This window comes from Lelliottia sp. RWM.1 (genome assembly GCF_016859735.1).
Lineage (GTDB): Bacteria > Pseudomonadota > Gammaproteobacteria > Enterobacterales > Enterobacteriaceae > Enterobacter.
Genome location: NZ_WLVC01000060.1, coordinates 1 through 18,257 on the forward strand (window position 1 = coordinate 1; position 18,257 = coordinate 18,257).

Here is an 18,257-nt window from a genome sequence, read left to right on the forward strand (position 1 = left end):
GTCGGCGAGAGAGGATTCGAACCTCCGACCCACTGGTCCCAAACCAGTTGCGCTACCAAGCTGCGCTACTCGCCGAATGCGGAGCGCATCTTACTGCTGAGGTGCGCCCTCGTCAATCCCTTATCATAAAAAAGCCATCTGATTGGCGATAAACTCGCCAGACCGGTTATTTAGCGGCTTCTGCAGTATTATCAGGGATATTGCACCAGTTGTTATTTTCGTTAATCCCACCGTTTGGTGAGGTATAACCCAGGCAACCCATGATGGTGTCGTACAGCTCCACATGACGACGCGGAACTTTCATATCCGCCTCTTTTTTCAGGTGCGCAAACATCTTCGCTTTCGCCGGGTCTTCCAGATATTTATCCGACATCCAGACCATCATTGGCACACGGAACTGTTCCGGCGGAGCCATCTTACGCGGCGTACCGTGCAGATGTTCATATTCATTGATGGACTCGCCGTGGTCAGCCGCATAGAAAACAATCGCTTTCTTATCGCGCACCTGATCAATCACCGTATCAATAAAGTGATCAACATAGGTAACCGAGTTATCGAACGAGTTGATCAGCTGTTCCTTCGTACAATCTTTGTCCACACCTACGCACTCCGGCGTCCATTTCGCGAAACTGCGCGGATAACGTTGGGTGTAGTTGAAGTGCGACCCTTTGGTATGCAGGATGATCATGTGCTTGCCATCCGGATTCCCGTTCAGGGAGATCTTCATTTCATCGATCAGCAGCATGTCGTCCACGCTCTTGCCACGGTTACGGGGTTCAGCTCCAATTTGCTCACGGTACGCAATGTTTTGCGCCATGGTATTGCTGTAGAACCACATCTCGCTCTGCATGGCGTAGAGATCAGAGGTAAACCCAAGCTGGCGCAGAACCGAGAACACATTCTGCTCTTTTAGTGTACGCTGTGGGTTATCACTCGCCCCGCCCTGTCGCACAAACATGCAACGCAAGGAGAGTTTGGTGGCAGTGTCGCAAGAGTACCCCCGGAAGGCGACCAGGTTTTTCTCCTGAACCAGTTTTGGCGTGGTATCACGACCATAACCCAGAATACCCATATGATCCCAGCGTGTCGTTTCCCCGATAATAAAGACGACATAGGTATCGTCGATATCTTTTGGAGCCACGTAGGTAAACTTCTTCGCCGGATTCATCAGCGATTTGTTATCAGAAGACTCATCCACCTGCGCCCAGGCATAAAGCCCCAGTGCAGAAATCCAGTTAGAAGGTAGATAAGAGTTGGCGACAACGCCGCCATAGCTTGGCAGATCCACACCTGAGGTACGCTCATCGTACTTCTGCTTCACTTCCAGAAGGCGAATCGGTCCCCAGACCATCAACCCGGCCAGCAGCACCAATGCAACACTTCGGATACGTTGTCCCGGCGTGCGGATCTGGTGAATCAGCGTGTACCGGCAGCGGTTACTCCAGATGAGTAACAGCGGTAAAGCACTCACAGCAAGCAGCCAGAGCACAAAGTGCAGGCCCACCACCTCTTTCGACAGGTCGATATCCGTGGTCATGACCGAGGCGATGATGCCATAGCCAATCACCACGTTCATAAAGGTCATGTAATAGCTGGCGCCTGCCGAACACAACACAACAAACGAAGCGAGTACCCGCCACACACGGCGACCAAAGAGTGAGAGCACACGAAGCAAACAGAATGTAGCCAGCACAGCAGCAACCAATTCAACAACCGCGGCAATTCCTTTCCAGGCGGTAAAATCTTGCGCGTAACCGTCAAACCGACGGAAGAACACCGCGCCATTCATAAACAGTCCGATGTACAACGCCAGCAAAAAACTCAGCTTTTGTTGTGCCATCGATTTAATGTATTTCATGCAAGCAACCCGGAAAAAGGGACAGTAACGCCGTTCACTGATGTATCAAAAGTGAACAGATTAAATAATCGCTCAGGGAATCGTTATCGGAAACGTCTACAAGCGTGGTCAGTAGACCACAGCGGAAGAAAAAAGTGGCAGCAGAGAGTGTGATCGGTACAGATATTTACAAAAAATGAATGCCGGACTGAACAACAATAAAAAACCATTGGATTTCAGAGACAAAAAAGGCCGGAAATCCGGCCTTTTTAAAAGGATAAATTAGGCGTGCGCTTCGTTAAACACTTCGCGCTGCGGCTGGCGAATCGTTGTCGACAATGCCAGGGAAAGAATCAGCAAGGCAAAAATCACACAGAAGGTCACATAGAACCCACCGAACAGGGACGCAATAAGCGAACCGCAGATACTGCCAATACCAAAGCCTAAGTAAATCACACCGTAGTTTTTCGCGAGGTTATTCAAGCCGAAGAATTCACTCACCAGCGATGGGAAGACGGTTATGGTTCCCCCAAAGTTAAAAGCGACACAGGCAATCGCGGCAAAGAACGTGGCTTCGTTCAGCGGTGCAAAGAGCAGTGCCGCCATACCCACCAGCGATACCACCTGCCCAATCGTAATCACACGAATACGGGACATTTTATCTGACAGGATCCCCAGCACCAGACGGCCAGACAGGTTAGCAATAGAGATGACCGTGACCGCATTGGCGGCAGTGAGCGCATCCAGTTTAACCATTCCCTGCGCAATATCTTTCGCCACACCAATCACATATAAACCGCTCATGCAGGCCGTCAGGAACATGACCGCCAGCATCCAGTACTGCGGTTTACGCATGGATTGCGCCAGCGTGAAATCATTTTCCATCACACCATTCACGGATTTGACTTCCTGCTGAGGCGCATCTTTCATCAACGTTGCACCAAACAGGATCATCACCAACACGATCACACCCCAGATCATGAAAGTTTTCTCCAGGCCAACGGAGGCCAGCAGATGTGAGTCGATAAATTTGAAACCCAGACTGCCCAGTCCATAGGAGCCAATCGCGAAGGCCGAGATCAGCCCTTTACGTTCAGGAAACCATTTCACGCAGTTAGACAGCGTCAGCAAATACCCTGCACCGTCTGCCAGACCAACCAACACCCCGGCGCTTAGCCAGAGCATCATTAAATTATGAGAGTGAGCCGTGAGGAAGAACCCAACCCCCAACAGAATGCCGGATGCCATGGTGACGCGCTTAACACCAAAACGTTCTTGTAATTTACCCGCGACAGAAGAGGAAAGAGCAAGGCCAAGGCTCAGTAGACCGAAGGAGAATGCGACCTGGCTGACCGGTGCGCCGAGCTTATCGGAAAGCGCGCTATTAAACAGACTCCATGTATAGACCGATCCCAACGCAAACTGCGTCACGATAGTTCCAAATAGAGTCAGCCAGCGTGTGCGGTTATAAGTTGATGTGTTCATGGCAGTTGTCCTGCAAGAAAAAATAAGGGAATTCGCTGCAGACAACGATAAACAAAACCGTCAATTACCTGGGGGAAAACGGCATGAAATGCAGGAGGAGCGGAATGAAATGCCTGGAATCGGGAATGAATGACCTGGTCGGGAAACTGTGCCAGCATGTGTTAGTGCATACTATCGCTGCAGCCCCGACTGTCATTGTACTGAAGATGTTATCATAACGTTTAAAAACGTAACACACTAGAATCTGGCGCTCACACCAAGTGTGTAAAGAAAGTCTGCGCCCGTTGTCGTGTTATCAGCCTGAGACAACGATGCATACGCCGCCATATGCGGGTTTAACAACACATCGGCCCCAACGGTGACATCAACCCAGTTGCCATACTGCATAGGTGCTGGAGACTGTGCCATTCCAAACTGAGACTTCCACTGATTTTCACCAAACTGCTGGTTATAGCTTACCTGCGCCCAGGGACGAAGATCGCCATATTGCGTGTCGACACGCCAGCCGAGCGTGCTGACGCTTGCATGCCAGAGCGGATCGGTGAGAGATTGCGTCGTCGGGTTATCGCCAAACTCGTTATACATCGTCGGCGCTGAACCGTCATAACGCCAGGCCATAACCGGCCCGGTGGTAAAATGGTCGGCAATCGGAAAATTCAATCCCACACTCATTGACGTAGGCACGTCTACCACCGCGTCAGATGGCAAATTGAGAGTAAGGCCCACTGCATTTTGCGACGTCTGAATACGCTCCGCGAGAATATCGTCATAACGCGGTTGGTGATCGGCATCCCATGTATAGCGTTCAGCCGTATTACTTTGTGTATCTGAAACGATATATTCCTGTTGCCAGGCATAAGCTGTGTTACAAAAAAGCAAGCAGACTGATACACCCACCAGGCCAGAAACAGCATGGCGGCCACTGATTTTTTTTATCATCATCAAAGCGACTCCAGAAAGAGCCGAATTCGGCGATATTTGTCATTGTTTAGGAAGAGATGTGAGGGCATAGCCCTGTATTAACTATTGTCTCTTTAGCAGACACGTCAAGCCGGGCAGATTGAAATTTTTGCGATTTCAGTATCAATAAGGGAGATAACCTATGCAACGTTGCGGCTGGGTAAGCCAGGATCAGCTCTATATCGATTATCACGATCAGGAATGGGGCGTGCCGGAAACCGACGGAAAGAAACTCTTCGAGATGATCTGTCTTGAAGGCCAACAGGCAGGCCTGTCATGGATTACGGTTCTGAAAAAGCGGGAAAATTACCGTGCTGCCTTCCATCACTTTGATCCTGTCAAGATTGCCATCATGACCGAACAGGATGTTGAAAGACTGGTTCTGGATGCCAGCATTATCCGCCATCGCGGTAAAATTCAGGCCATCATCGGTAATGCGCGTGCGTACCTGACCATGGAGCAAAACGGCGAATCCTTTTCAGATTTTGTCTGGTCATTTGTGGATCACAACCCAAAGATCACGCAGGCCGCAACGCTTGCAGAGATCCCCACGTCCACACCCGCTTCAGATGCTTTATCTAAGGCGCTGAAGAAGCGTGGCTTTAAATTTGTGGGCACAACCATCTGCTATTCCTTTATGCAGGCTTGCGGTCTGGTCAACGACCATATCACCGGCTGTTTCTGTCATCCAGGGGGCCACGATGATCCGCAAATGGCAAAGTGATGACCTTGCCCCACTTTTGAGCTTATGGCTTGAGAGCACAACCGAAGCACATCCCTTTATCGATGCAAACTACTGGAAAGAGAGTGAAAGCATCGTACGTGATGTCTACCTCCCTTCAGCGGAGACCTGGATCTGGGAACAGGACGGATGCCCACGCGGGTTCATCAGCGTGATGCAATCACAGTTTGTCGGAGCACTGTTTGTCGCACCGGCCTTTATCGGAAAAGGGATTGGGCATGCGCTGCTGAATTATGTTCAACAGCGCTATCCCTATTTAAGCCTTGAGGTGTACCAGAAGAATGTCCGGGCGGTGAATTTCTACCATGCGCAGGGCTTTCGTATTGAAGACAGCGCCTGGCAGGATGATACCCAACACCCGACATGGATCATGAGCTGGCAGGTGGATCAAACGCCGTTAACGTAAGTTCGGGTCCCTGATATTTCTCTACCCAGGCCAGTGCCGTGTTCCCTGAACAACCATTCCCCAGCTTAGAGCTGGGGAGATCTTTGGTTAGCACGTTGACGGCCCCATTTTTACAAATGCCACCTTCACTCCGTTCCAGGTCTGGCCAGGCTCCCTGATGGATGCAAATCACACCGGGTTTAATCCCGTCGCTGACAACCGCGCCTGCCAACACCTGTCCACGCTGGTTCCAGACGCGCACCACATCACCATCAACAATGCCACGCGCTTTCGCGTCGTCTTTATGGAGCGTAATAGGCTCGCGCCCAGCGACCGCATACTGTTCACGCAGTGACGTGTAGTTAAGCTGGCTGTGCAGACGGTGCGCCGGATGCGCCGACAAAATCTGAAGTTGCTGCGGCTGCGCATTCCCGTGCCATTCATCTGGCTCCAGCCACATCGGGTGTGGTGGACAGTCGGCATAACTGAAGCTGGCAATACGCTGGCTGTAGATCTCAATTTTCCCGCTTTCGGTCTTCAGCGGATGATTCTGCGGGTCACGGCGGAAATCAGCAAAACGAACAAACTGGGCATTTTGCTCGCTTTCCGGCATCTCGAAGATCGCATTCGCCTCCCAGAATTCAGCAAACGGTGGCAAGGTGACGCCCTGCGCTTCCCCACGCTGCCCGGCAATCTGGTAGAACGTTTCCAGCCATTCGAGATCGGACTTCCCTTCAGTGAAACGCGCTCGTCCTCCCGGCTCCCAGCGTTCGCTGAGTTCGGCAAACACCTCCAGGTCATCACGCGCTTCATCACGTGGGGCCACCACACGCTTCATCGGAACCATATGCTGGTTGCTGTAGTCCCCGGTCATGGTCAGGTCGTTACGTTCAAATGATGTCGTCGCAGGTAACACAATGTCCGCGTGCTTGGCTGCGGCCGTCCAGAAGCACTCCGAAATCACAACCAGCTCTGGCTTCTGCCACGCGCGAATCAAACGGTTTGTATCCTGATGATGGGTAAAGTTTGCGCCACCCGCCCACCAGACAAAACGGATATCCGGGAAATGACGATCCATGCCATTGTGTTGATAAAAACCACCAGGATTTTCCAGCGCCTCCACGATGCGCGCCACCGGAATTTTATCCACAGCATCAATGCCATCCTGTACGGATCCTTGCATTGACGCCAGCACCGCGGCTTTACGCGTTGGGTTTCCGCCATTTGCAAAGTGATAGGAGAGGCCAAAACCGCCACCCGGTGTGCCAATCTGCCCGAGCATGGCGGCCAGTGTCACCAGCATCCAGTGTTTTTGCTCACCGAACTGCTGACGCTGCATCCCCCACCCCGACATCAACATCGTGGTGTTGGTATGGAATAATTTGGCAAGTTCGCGAATTTTGTCTGCATTTACGCCACAAATTTCCGCAGCCCACTCTGCGGTTTTCGCCGTGCCATCGGTTTTCCCCGTCAGATAGTCCGCAAATTTGTCATAGCCCGTGGTGCAGCGAGCAAGAAATGCCTCATCCTGCCAGCCATTTTCGACCAGCGTATGAGCGATACCCAGCATCATCGCCACGTCAGTCCCCATATGCGGCGCAATCCATTCGGCACTGTCGCCCAGGAAATCCATCGTCTCGGAACGCATTGGGTCAATGCAAATCACGCGTTTACCGCTTTTACGCAACGCATCAAAATACGGAATACCCTGTTCATCGGTGGCATTCCACGCAATCTTGAGCGTATTGAGCGGGTTAGCGCTCCACAGCACGATCACATCCGTATGTTCCAGTACCAACGGCCAGCTGGTTTGCTGTTGATAAACTTCATTGCCTCCGACGACATAGGGCATGATGGCCTGCGCCGCACCGGTCGAGTAATCCCCCAGATGCCCGGTGTATCCTCCCGCCAGGCTCATATAGCGTTGCAGTAGCGTTGCCGCTTTATGTAATACCCCGTTTGAGCGCCAGCCGTAGGAACCTGCAAAAATCGACGACGGGCCGTAGCTGTCGCGGATCCGTTTATGCTGCGCATGAATCAGCGCAAGCGCGTCATCCCAGCTCACGCGGACAAACTTATCCTGACCACGCACTCCCTGCGGTTGATCCGGTGATGCCAGGAAGCCTTTACGCACCATCGGCCAGCGGACGCGGGTTTTACTGTGTACCTGATCGCGAACCACGGTTTGTAAGGAGTTAGGGTGTTGAGTGGGTAATGCCCCACGGGATGACAACACGTTCTCGCCATCGGTTTCGACCAGCATCGGTCCCCAGTGGGCGGCGGTCAGAATAGTTTTTGTTGAGGTGGTCAAAGCGTGCGCTCCTGGTTGCGTGCAGGTTTACGGCCTTCTTAGATGAGGCTGTTTATGGTTTGACACAAATTTCGGAGTTATCCCCGGAATTTTCGACATATCTGGACGTCATAATCAACCGCCAGCCTCGTCATGGCAAAGAATAAAAAGGATTAAGGAAAGAAGATGAAAAAACGCGTACTCGTCATTGCCGCTCTGGTGAGCGGGACTTTAGCTTTATCAGGCTGCACAACAAACCCTTACACCGGTGAACGTGAAGCGGGCAAAGCGGGCATCGGCGCAGGCCTTGGCTCGCTGGTTGGCGCAGGTGTTGGCGCACTCTCCTCCTCCAAGAAAGATCGCGGCAAAGGCGCTCTGATCGGCGCAGCAGCAGGCGCTGCACTGGGCGGGGGCGTGGGTTATTACATGGATGTGCAGGAAGCGAAACTGCGCGACAAAATGCAGGGGACAGGCGTGAGCGTGACGCGTAGCGGCGATAACATCATCCTGAACATGCCAAATAACGTGACCTTCGACAGCAACAGCGCGACGCTGAAACCTGCCGGAGCAAATACCCTCACGGGCGTGGCAATGGTTCTGAAAGAGTACAATAAGACTGCCGTGAACGTGATCGGATACACCGACAGCACTGGCAGCCAGGATCTGAACAAACGCCTGTCACAGCAACGTGCCGACTCGGTCGCCAGTTCGCTGATTACCCAGGGCGTTGACGCTAACCGTATCCGTACCAGCGGTATGGGCCCGGCAAACCCGATTGCCAGCAACAGCACGGCTGAAGGTAAAGCACAGAACCGCCGTGTAGAGATCACGCTGAGCCCGATCCAGTAGATTTCGTATTCCCCCTCTCCTCAGGGAGAGGGTTGGAGTAAGGACATCAGGCCTCACACTCCAGTATGAACCGCTTGCCATCGTTGATTTTCACGCTAAGGTGTTCTCACTAAAGTCAGGGAAATCAGCGATGAGCAAATCAACACGGGCCACCATCAGCGATGTGGCAAAAGCCGCTAAAACGGGTAAGACCAGTATTTCACGCTATCTTAATGGCGAGAAACACCTGCTGTCCGACGCGCTGCTGGCACGTATTGAACAAGCTATCGCCGAACTGGATTATCACCCAAGCCTTATGGCTCGTGGCCTGAAACATGGCCGGACCCGACTTATCGGCCTGATTATTGCCGACATCACCAACCCCTATTCCGTTAACGTGCTGAGCGGCATTGAAGCGGCCTGTCGTGAAAAAGGGTTCACTCCGCTGGTCTGTAACACCAATAACGAAGTTGACCAGGAACTGCATTATCTTGATTTACTACGCAGTTATCAGGTGGAAGGTATTGTCGTCAATGCCGTTGGCATGCGCGAGGAAGGGCTAAATCGCCTGCAACAATCCTCTCTGCCGATGGTACTTATCGATCGTAAAATTCCGGAATTTGCCTGTGATGTGGTCGGGCTGGATAACACGCAAGCAGCAACCACAGCGACAGAACACCTTATTGAACAAGGCTTCGAGGCCATTTTGTTCCTGAGTGAGCCGCTGGGCACGGTGAACACCCGCCGGGATCGCCTGAGTGCCTTCCGTGCTACGCTGGCACGCTATCCTGGCGTGATCGCGGAAAATGCCGAAACACCACTGCATGAATCTGAACAGATCGACAATATCCTCCGCCAGTTCCACACCCGCCATCGCGGCATGCGCAAAGCCGTTATCTCCGCCAACGGAGCACTCACTCTTCAGGTTGCTCGTTCACTCAAGCGGATTGGCCTGCACTGGGGAAGTGATATCGGCCTGCTCGGGTTTGATGAACTTGAGTGGGCAGAACTTGCGGGCGTGGGGATTACGACCCTCAAACAACCGACCTGGCAAATTGGTTTTGCTGCGGTCGAACAGGTCGTTCGCCGCATTGAAGGCGCCAGCGATATTGTACGCGAGCAAGTCTTCTCCGGTGAACTGATTGTCCGCGGCTCTACGGCCCGTTAACTCCCCTTCGTGATGCCGATCATAAATTCAACATCCTGACCTTTTCTTTGGAACCGGTTCCATCTAGCGTAATACATATTGATATTGCGATGGAGTCAGCCAATGAGCAGGAAAATTATGGTAGTTACCGCCGCGTATGGCGCGGATCAGGTGCGACAAGCTGGCGGTCAACGGGCGATCCTGCCGGTGATTGCCGCCGCAGGGGCCGACGGGGTAGAGATCCGCCGTGAATTATTCAGTCCTCAGGAGTTGCAGGCTTTGCCTGCATTGAGCGAATCCATTGAGCGGCTGGGATTACTGGTCTGCTACTCCGCCCCTGCCGCCCTGTTTATGCCTGACGGCTCACTCAACCCGGACCTGTCGCGCTACCTTGCCGAAGCCAGCACGCTAAATGCCCTGTGGCTGAAAGTTTCTCTGGGGTATTTCCAGGATAAGCACTCGCTGGAGGAACTCCGCGCACAGCTTCGCGAAAGCGGCATGGCGTTAGTTGTCGAAAATGATCAAACCGACTGCGGTCAACTCGCTCCCATGCAACGCTTCAAAGCCGCCTGTCGGGTTATGGAACTGCCCATTACACTCACTTTCGATATGGGAAACTGGCTGTGGGCGGGCGATTCGCCGGAAGAAGCCGCACGCCACCTCGCCCCCGCGGTGAGCTATATCCATGTCAAGGCCGCAGTCCCGCATAACCAGCATTTCCGCGCCATCGCGCCCGATCATGCTGATGCCCGCTGGCTGGATCTGCTCAACCAGTTACCTGTCGATGCGCCGCGCGGAATTGAGTTTCCGCTGGAAGGCCCGGATTTAACCGCCATCACACGCCATTACGTTAACCTGCTGCGTGAGGAATAAGACGATGCAAAAGACGCTGGACGTTATCACCATCGGCGAAGCCATGGCCATGTTTGTTGCTACAGAAACAGGGGAGCTGAGCGCCGTAAACCACTTTATCAAACGCGTGGCAGGTGCAGAGTTGAACGTTGCGACCGGTCTGGCACGCCTGGGCCTGAAAGTAAGCTGGGTGAGCCGCGTGGGCACAGACAGTTTCGGCCAGTTCGTTCTGGACACACTGAATAAGGAAGGAATTGATCCTGCAGGCGTCACACAAGACGAACGCTTCGCAACCGGTTTTCAGCTTAAATCTAAAGTTGAAAATGGAACCGATCCCATCGTTGAATATTTCCGTAAAGGATCAGCAGCAAGCCACCTGTCCATCGCAGATTATCATGCTGACCATTTTGCGGGCGCACGACACCTTCACCTGAGCGGTGTCGCTGCGGCACTCTCTGCCAGCTCATATGAATTGCTCGATCACGCGGCGGCAAGCATGAAGGCACAAGGTAAAACCATCTCTTTCGATCCAAACCTGCGTCCGGTGCTGTGGAAAAGCGAAACGGAGATGATCGAGAAGTTGAATCATCTGGCTTTCCAGGCCGACTGGGTACTGCCAGGCCTCAAAGAAGGGATGATCCTTACAGGGAAAAATACGCCCGACGCGATTGCAGATTTTTACCTGAATCAGGGTGTAAAAACCGTGGTCCTGAAAACCGGGGCCGATGGCGCATGGTTTAAAACGACCAATGGTGAACAAGGTGCTGTTGCGGCGATAAAAGTTGAAAACGTAGTCGATACCGTCGGCGCAGGGGATGGTTTCGCCGTGGGCGTGATCAGCAGCCTGCTGGAAGGTCAAACGCTGCATCAGGCCGTCACGCGGGGCAACAAGATTGGGTCGCTGGCGATTCAGGTGCAGGGCGACAGCGAAGGATTACCTACGCGCGCGCAGCTCGACGCATAAATATCCTCTCCTATAGGGAGAGAGCCTGGGTGAGGGGAAAACCCACACCACACAATGAAACCACCGTGTACCCTACATACAACGGCGGTACAAACCTCAACAACAGAGGCAAGCCTATGAACAGTTCGACCAATGCAGTCAAACGCTGGTGGTACATCATGCCGATCGTGTTTATCACGTACAGCCTGGCGTACCTTGATCGTGCAAACTTCAGTTTCGCATCCGCCGCAGGGATCACCGAAGACCTGGGGATCACCAAAGGCGTCTCATCACTGTTAGGCGCCCTTTTCTTCCTAGGCTACTTCTTCTTCCAGATCCCTGGCGCTATCTATGCAGAGCGCCGCAGCGTGCGAAAACTCATTTTCGTCTGTTTGATTCTTTGGGGAGGTTGTGCCTCATTGACGGGGGTGGTGCATAACATCCCGGCGCTTGCTGCCATTCGCTTTATCCTCGGCGTCGTCGAGGCGGCCGTGATGCCCGCGATGCTTATCTACATTAGCAACTGGTTTACCAAATCCGAACGTTCTCGCGCTAACACCTTCCTGATCCTCGGGAACCCGGTTACGGTCCTGTGGATGTCGGTGGTGTCCGGCTACCTGATTCAATCTTTCGGCTGGCGCGAGATGTTTATCATCGAAGGTGTTCCGGCTGTTATCTGGGCATTTTGCTGGTGGGTGCTGGTGAAAGATAAACCAACCCAGGCGACGTGGCTTTCCGAAGAGGAAAAAGCTACGCTGCAAGCGCAACTGGATAAAGAACAGCAGGGCCTGAAAGCGGTGCGCAACTACGGAGAGGCATTCCGTTCCCGCAACGTTATTCTGCTGTGCATGCAATATTTCACCTGGAGTATTGGGGTGTACGGTTTCGTTCTGTGGCTGCCGTCAATTATCCGGAGTGGTGGTGAAAACCTTGGCATGGTGGAAGTGGGCTGGCTCTCATCCGTCCCTTATCTGGCAGCAACCATCGCGATGATTGTCGCGTCCTGGGCATCGGACAAGCTGCAAAACCGCAAACTGTTTGTCTGGCCACTGCTGCTGATCGCGGCCTGCGCGTTCATTGGTTCATGGGCTGTTGGCACAAACCACTTTTGGGCTTCTTACACGCTACTGGTTATTGCCGGTGCTGCCATGTATGCCCCGTATGGCCCGTTCTTTGCCATCATTCCGGAAATGCTGCCGCGTAACGTGGCAGGTGGCGCAATGGCGCTCATCAACAGCATGGGCGCGCTCGGGTCGTTCTTCGGCTCCTGGTTTGTTGGCTACCTGAATGGTGCAACCGGCAGCCCTTCGGCCTCGTACATATTTATGGGGGTAGCGCTTTTCGCGTCAGTGTGGCTTACTTTGATTGTTAAGCCTGCTAATAATCAACAACTACCCATCGGCGCACGCCACGCCTGAATCCTTTAAAATCAACGGAGATTAGCATGAAGCCGTCCGTCATTTTGTATAAAGCACTGCCTGAAGATCTGCAAAAACGCCTGGAAGAACACTTCACTGTTACCCAGGTGAAGAACCTGAGCCCGGATACCGTAGCACAACACGCAACGGCGTTTGCCAGCGCTGAAGGTTTGCTGGGTTCAAGCGAGAAAGTAGATATCGCACTGCTGGAGAAAATGCCGAAGCTTCGTGCTACCTCGACCATTTCCGTGGGGTACGACAACTTCGATGTCGATGCACTGAACGCCCGCAAGATCCTGCTGATGCATACGCCCTATGCCCTGACGGAAACAGTGGCGGACACACTGATGGCGCTGGTGCTGAGCACTGCCCGTCGCGTGGTCGAAGTGGCCGAACGTGTGAAAGCGGGTGAATGGACCAAAGGTATCGGCCCGGACTGGTTTGGCGTGGACGTCCACGGTAAAACGCTGGGGATCGTCGGCATGGGACGCATTGGCCTGTCTCTCGCACAACGTGCGCATTTCGGTTTCAATATGCCGATTCTGTATAACGCACGCCGTCATCACAACGAAGCCGAAGAGCGCTTTAACGCGCGTTACTGTGATTTAGATACCTTGTTGCAGGAAGCTGACTACGTTTGTCTGATCCTGCCGCTGACGGAAGAAACCCATCATCTGATTGGCAAGGCTGAATTTGGCAAAATGAAGAAATCGGCCATTTTCATTAATGCGGGCCGTGGTCCGGTGGTCGATGAGAAAGCACTGATTGAAGCACTGCAAAACGGGGAGATCCATGCTGCTGGGCTGGATGTATTCGAGCAAGAGCCGCTGCCGGTTGATTCCCCGCTGCTGACGCTGCCCAACGTGGTTGCCCTGCCTCACATCGGCTCTGCCACCCATGAAACTCGCTACAACATGGCCGCAACTGCAGTGGACAATCTGATTGCCGCTCTCAGCGGAAAAGTTGAGAAAAACTGTGTTAACCCGCAGGTTCAGCAGTAGAAACGAAAAAACCCGCCAGAAGGCGGGTTTTTAAATTCTTGTGCTGCTGAGTTGGAAGCTTACAGGCTTACAACGTTACCAGCTGCTGGGCCTTTAGCGCCGCTTTCGATGGTGAAAGAAACTTTCTGACCTTCGTCCAAAGATTTGTAGCCTTCGTTCTGGATAGCAGAGAAGTGTACGAATACATCTTTAGAGCCATCGTCAGGAGTGATGAAGCCGAAACCTTTATCAGCGTTGAACCATTTTACCAGACCAGTCATTTTACCAGACATAGAAATTACCTTATTAAAAATTTGTTTTGCCTTCCGGCACGATGGTTGCGTTACAGATTTTTAAGCGATGAAGGAAGGGTCACTACGAAGGGTATCTATGGATAACAATCTGGACTGCTTTACTAAACTGCTTTAGGTCTGTGTAACAAACCGACGGACATAGTTATACCGATGTGGTACATGAAAGACAAGTATTATTTTTAATATGAATAAAAAACCCCGCTTATAGCGGGGTTTTTTTCGTTGCTCGTGTTACTCCGTGGCAGTCACCGCCGCACTCCATGCCTGACTAAAGGCCTGGTGCTGCGAGGCCAGCGGCCCAATCAGCGTATTGTACTGGCTCGCCTGCTGCGACGTCGGGAACTGGATGCCATTAGAGACAAAGCTCACCTGAGTCCCTTGCTGGGAAATATAGTCCCCAACCTGCACCAACTGTTGGGTGAAAATCTGCGCAGCCGGAATCAACGGTTGCATGGCATCAGCGGGTTTCGTCACCACTTTCTCATAAATCTTGTCAAAGACAGGTTTCAGATCATCACCCTGCTTTAAGGCGGAACGCGAGGCATCAGCCTGCATCTTTGCATTCTGCAGTTGCTGGCTCAAAACACCCAGCGCACCGTTAGACTGACGCAGCGGCTCACGCTGAGTCATATAATCCTGCGGCACGCGAATAGCGTTGACGCTGTCCAGCACCGGACGCAGACCCGAGTCCATCGCCTGATTCACCTGCTGTGAATAACCATAAAGGATGGCGTAATCGGACACGAAGGGACCAAACTGTTTTTTCTGATCCGCAGTCAGCGTTGGAAGATGTTCACCGCTGCGCATCACGGTATTCTGTAGAAAATCGATAAACGCCTTGCGCTGATCGCCTTCTTTATCGAAACACCCACTCAGGCTAACTACCATTAACAACGCCGCAATAGGCGCAAACCAGCGAGAGCAGGACTTTCCTGTCGCCATTTTATTACTCCTTTCACCCTAAAAAGCGCACACCGGCACAGGCATGCCCGACGCTGACAAGGATAGTCCAGGTCAGGCCTGCAAGATACTCTTTTCATGCAAAACGGCTATTGCCGTTTTCGTACTGACGATTTACAAAAAAATACTCTGCGAGCCCTGTTTTTGAATAATCAGTCAATTAGCCTGGATACCTCTTCTGCTGAAACGCGTAAAGCCAGGACAACAGCACGATTAATCACACACCCAGGGCTCCTGCCCATCCTTTACCGACTATTCTTAACTGGCTCTCTGATGTTCACGATCCCGCTGTGTGATTTAAGAGGAGTTCTCAATGGAATATAAAGATCCTATGTTTGAACTGCTGAGCAGTCTGGAACAGATTGTGTTTAAAGATGTACCGCAGACGATTACCTTGCCCCAAAAATCCAATCCCTTTACAGAATTTGAGCGATTGCGCAAAGGGACAGGACTTCAGACAGATGAATTCGCCAGAGCAATGGGTGTTAGCGTAGCCATGGTGATGGAATGGGAATCAAAACGTGAAAAACCCACGCCAACCGAGTTAAAGCTGATGCGCCTGATACAGGCCAACCCTGCACTCAGCAAGCAGATAGCCTAATAAACCTGTGTTATCGCCCCCGCATATGCGGGGGTTTGTGTTTCAGAGGTTTTCACAACGCCACCCTTTATCATTCCACACCATGTTATGCGTCAACGTCAGCCCATGCAGAAAAGTATCATCATGGGAGACGACCACCAGAGCACCAGGGAAATCGGCCAGTGCCGCTTCAATCGCTTCAACGGAAGCCAGATCCAGGTGATTGGTCGGCTCATCCAACAGCAGTAACTGTGCTGCATCCTCTCGCCACAACACGCAGGCCAGGGCAGCCTTCAGGCGTTCACCTCCACTAAGCTCCGCCAGCGGAAGCGACACTTTTTCTGCGCCAAGCTGAAGCTGGGCTAATCGGGTCCGTATCATGCCTTCTTCCAGTGGCGTATTGCTCAGGTTGAGGTGTGCCATCACAGAAAGTGACAGATCCAGTTTTGACAGATGCTGGTCAAGATAGGCTGTTTTTACCGACAACCGACAAATTCCCGATCGCGGCAATACTTCACCGAGGATCGCTTTTAACAGCGTCGATTTCCCGCAACCGTTTGGCCCGCGCAACGCGACACGCATCGGCCCAGCCATGCGCCAGTTTATCGGCGGGATGTCCACATATGGCAATACCATATCCTCAAGATCCAGCACCTGCTTACCCGTCGCGATACGGCTTCCCGGCAGCGTAAATATCACCGGATCATCCTCTTCAACACGCTCCCGCGCCTGATTCACGGCAGCGTTTAGCGCATCATTTTGATCGCTATGCTGTTTGCGCCATGCACCGATGCGCTCTTTCGCCGCCATTTTGTATTTGATGCGTTCAAACGAAGCAATATTCAGTGAGTCTACCGTGCGGAGCGTTTTGGCTGAACGCCGTTGGCTGTCATCGTGCTCTTTTTGCATCCGGGCACGGGTACGTTTGCGCTCTGTGGTAGCATGCTCTAGCGCAGCGCGGGCAGCCTGCTGCCCGGCATCACGCTGGCGTTGATAGTCAGCATAATTTCCGCCGTAGCTTTGCAGGCCTGACGCACTCAGTTCAAGTATGCGCGGAACCAGGGCCAGTAACTCACGGTCATGTGAAGCGACCAGGACTCCACCACGCTGTTGCGTAAGCTGACTGTAGAACCACTCCCGGCTGTGACGATCCAGATGATTTGTGGGCTCATCCAGCAATAAATAGTCGGAATCTGCACTGAATGCTCCGCAAAGCAGCGCCCGCATGCGCTCGCCACCACTCAACTCTGACGCGCATTTATCGGGCTCAAAGGGCGGAAGGTTGGCGTTAATGAATGCGTCGTTTAGCCGCTCGGGGAGATCCCAGAATCCATCGAGACACTCCAGATCCTCGGGAAGATAATCACCGCTGTCGATGCGTTTGCGGGCAGCAAAGACCGCGTCATAACCGAGCAGGTCGGCCAGCGTCGTTTGCGGGGAAATCTCATGTTGTTGAGCCACGCAGACATGCGTACCAAAACGCTCGATGTGACCGGTCGTTGGTTGTTCAAGGCCCGCCAGCAGACGTAATAAACGTGTTTTACCACTGCCGTTACGGCCAACCAGCGCGCACAGGGAGTGCTCCAGCGACAGATTCAGCGGACCAAAAAGGGTATCGCCCGTCGCAAACTGACAGGTGACCTGATGCAAAATAAAAGAAGGGGACTGCGCAAAATGAGCCATAAGCACTCCTGAATGAAATCAAAACATCCCCTGCCGACGCGGTGGCGTTTAGCAAGGATCGAAATTCATCAGTCGTGTTTGTTCATTTTTGGGGGGCGCTCCAGAGGGCGAAATTTAACGGGGTAAGAATAACGGGAGTTTGCTGAGCGTTTCAAGGTTAATTTTTGGGCAAGGGGATCGCCATATAAAATGCGGGCACTGAACAGTCCTCTCGCCCCTGTGGAGAGAAACAGGACATCGCTGTAAGATGTTTATCCACAGCAGGGTTCTCATTGCTGTAATTTTGCGAGCCTCTTTCCATAAATGGTAATATCTTCAGTTACATAGCGTAAATCTGTTGCCACCTGTTTTGATGAGCAGTAGGTTCTTCTCGCACCTGAAAAATCAGGTGTCGGGATTAGCATCCTGACTTATCTTATCGGCGGCACATGGTTGGGCAGCATGCTTCGCTACATCTCAATAGTGGGCTGAGCAGAGGCATCGAAAGATGCGCCGGGGAAGGTTTAAAAGCAAGCCTGACCGTGGAGGAACTCTCCTCCCAAGTACCCTCTTCTGAGCCAGAATCCGATCAACTGGGGCGTTACTGTCAGGAAATTACGCAACTGCTGATGAACGGGTCATTGCCGCGACAGTCAGAAATCGTAATGGCAGATTTGTTATGCGAACTGATCGGCTATTTTTCTGATACGCTGAAAACGCCACACTGGCTAAAAACCGATGAAGGTAATAGCGAACGGCTGAACCTGCCGGATAGCGCTATGCTGATTCGGCCAATGAAAGTAAAAGACCACCTTCTTAGAAGGTGGCTTTTGAGAATGCCCCCTGTAAGGGGGGCTATTGTCACTTTCCGTTT

At 52.5% G+C, this 18,257-nt stretch carries 16 protein-coding genes, 1 tRNA gene and 1 pseudogene; 10 read left to right on the top strand and 8 right to left on the bottom strand.

Features of this window, described 5'->3' with window-relative positions:
- Nucleotide 1 precedes the first annotated feature (1 nt).
- From GF617_RS24515 to GF617_RS24530, 4 genes are all read right to left on the bottom strand, one after another.
- Nucleotides 2-75 (bottom strand) — tRNA-Pro (locus GF617_RS24515).
- 91 nt (nucleotides 76-166) lie between these two features.
- The gene (gene eptB / locus GF617_RS24520; RefSeq protein WP_203452649.1) at nucleotides 167-1,858 is read right to left on the bottom strand and encodes a kdo(2)-lipid A phosphoethanolamine 7''-transferase; all 1,692 of its coding nucleotides are present in this window, start codon (nucleotides 1,856-1,858) and stop codon (nucleotides 167-169) included.
- 261 nt (nucleotides 1,859-2,119) lie between these two features.
- Nucleotides 2,120-3,322 (bottom strand): MFS transporter, encoded by a 1,203-nt coding sequence (locus tag GF617_RS24525; protein WP_181621779.1) that lies wholly within the window; start codon nucleotides 3,320-3,322, stop codon nucleotides 2,120-2,122.
- A gap of 237 nt (nucleotides 3,323-3,559) precedes the next feature.
- Nucleotides 3,560-4,264: an autotransporter domain-containing protein gene (locus GF617_RS24530; protein ID WP_181621778.1), complete on the bottom strand. Its 705-nt coding sequence runs from the start codon at nucleotides 4,262-4,264 to the stop codon at nucleotides 3,560-3,562.
- Between the two features lie 160 nt (nucleotides 4,265-4,424).
- Between GF617_RS24530 and tag the strand changes: the two genes are divergently transcribed.
- Both tag and GF617_RS24540 read left to right on the top strand, forming a co-directional pair.
- On the top strand, nucleotides 4,425-5,006 hold the full coding sequence (gene tag, locus GF617_RS24535; RefSeq protein ID WP_203452650.1) for a DNA-3-methyladenine glycosylase I: 582 nt from the start codon (nucleotides 4,425-4,427) through the stop codon (nucleotides 5,004-5,006).
- Entirely contained in the window at nucleotides 4,984-5,430 is a 447-nt protein-coding gene (locus GF617_RS24540) for an N-acetyltransferase (protein ID WP_181621776.1), read from the top strand. Before tag ends, GF617_RS24540 begins: the two co-directional genes overlap by 23 nt.
- Here the strand turns inward: GF617_RS24540 and GF617_RS24545 are convergent.
- Nucleotides 5,393-7,720 carry a molybdopterin guanine dinucleotide-containing S/N-oxide reductase gene (locus GF617_RS24545; protein ID WP_181621775.1) on the bottom strand — a complete coding sequence of 776 codons (2,328 nt, stop codon included), beginning with the start codon at nucleotides 7,718-7,720 and terminating at the stop codon, nucleotides 5,393-5,395. The two genes, GF617_RS24540 and GF617_RS24545, sit on opposite strands and share 38 nt — an antisense overlap.
- Before the next feature lie 165 nt (nucleotides 7,721-7,885).
- Here GF617_RS24545 and GF617_RS24550 point away from each other — a divergent pair, with 165 nt between their 5' ends.
- The 6 genes from GF617_RS24550 (at nucleotide 7,886) to ghrB (ending at nucleotide 13,888) form a co-directional block, all read left to right on the top strand.
- Complete coding sequence (locus GF617_RS24550) at nucleotides 7,886-8,548, top strand: OmpA family lipoprotein (RefSeq protein WP_181621774.1); 663 nt, start codon at nucleotides 7,886-7,888, stop codon at nucleotides 8,546-8,548.
- Nucleotides 8,549-8,678: 130 nt separating this feature from the next.
- Entirely contained in the window at nucleotides 8,679-9,695 is a 1,017-nt protein-coding gene (locus tag GF617_RS24555) for a LacI family DNA-binding transcriptional regulator (protein ID WP_203452651.1), read from the top strand.
- 102 nt (nucleotides 9,696-9,797) lie between these two features.
- Nucleotides 9,798-10,547 (top strand): sugar phosphate isomerase/epimerase, encoded by a 750-nt coding sequence (locus tag GF617_RS24560; RefSeq protein ID WP_203452652.1) that lies wholly within the window; start codon nucleotides 9,798-9,800, stop codon nucleotides 10,545-10,547.
- A 4-nt stretch (nucleotides 10,548-10,551) separates the two neighbouring features.
- Nucleotides 10,552-11,490, top strand: coding sequence for a sugar kinase (locus GF617_RS24565; protein WP_181621771.1), 939 nt, complete (start codon nucleotides 10,552-10,554; stop codon nucleotides 11,488-11,490).
- A 116-nt stretch (nucleotides 11,491-11,606) separates the two neighbouring features.
- Nucleotides 11,607-12,887 carry an MFS transporter gene (locus GF617_RS24570; protein ID WP_203452653.1) on the top strand — a complete coding sequence of 427 codons (1,281 nt, stop codon included), beginning with the start codon at nucleotides 11,607-11,609 and terminating at the stop codon, nucleotides 12,885-12,887.
- Between the two features lie 26 nt (nucleotides 12,888-12,913).
- On the top strand, nucleotides 12,914-13,888 hold the full coding sequence (gene ghrB / locus GF617_RS24575) for a glyoxylate/hydroxypyruvate reductase GhrB (protein WP_181621769.1): 975 nt from the start codon (nucleotides 12,914-12,916) through the stop codon (nucleotides 13,886-13,888).
- A gap of 59 nt (nucleotides 13,889-13,947) precedes the next feature.
- On the opposite strand, the gene cspA is transcribed toward ghrB, so the two are convergent.
- Both cspA and GF617_RS24585 read right to left on the bottom strand, forming a co-directional pair.
- Nucleotides 13,948-14,160 carry an RNA chaperone/antiterminator CspA gene (cspA, locus tag GF617_RS24580; RefSeq protein ID WP_006177792.1) on the bottom strand — a complete coding sequence of 71 codons (213 nt, stop codon included), beginning with the start codon at nucleotides 14,158-14,160 and terminating at the stop codon, nucleotides 13,948-13,950.
- A gap of 252 nt (nucleotides 14,161-14,412) precedes the next feature.
- The gene (locus GF617_RS24585; RefSeq protein WP_181621768.1) at nucleotides 14,413-15,123 is read right to left on the bottom strand and encodes a DUF3053 domain-containing protein; all 711 of its coding nucleotides are present in this window, start codon (nucleotides 15,121-15,123) and stop codon (nucleotides 14,413-14,415) included.
- A gap of 331 nt (nucleotides 15,124-15,454) precedes the next feature.
- On the opposite strand from GF617_RS24585, the gene GF617_RS24590 reads away from it, so the two are divergent.
- Nucleotides 15,455-15,742, top strand: a complete 288-nt coding sequence (locus GF617_RS24590; protein ID WP_181621767.1) for an HTH-type transcriptional regulator — start codon at nucleotides 15,455-15,457, stop codon at nucleotides 15,740-15,742.
- A 42-nt stretch (nucleotides 15,743-15,784) separates the two neighbouring features.
- Here the strand turns inward: GF617_RS24590 and GF617_RS24595 are convergent, their stop codons facing one another.
- On the bottom strand, nucleotides 15,785-17,404 hold the full coding sequence (locus GF617_RS24595; protein WP_203452654.1) for an ABC-F family ATP-binding cassette domain-containing protein: 1,620 nt from the start codon (nucleotides 17,402-17,404) through the stop codon (nucleotides 15,785-15,787).
- Between the two features lie 644 nt (nucleotides 17,405-18,048).
- Between GF617_RS24595 and GF617_RS27285 the strand changes: the two are divergent.
- Nucleotides 18,049-18,257, top strand: a pseudogene (locus tag GF617_RS27285) (hypothetical protein); the annotation flags it as partial.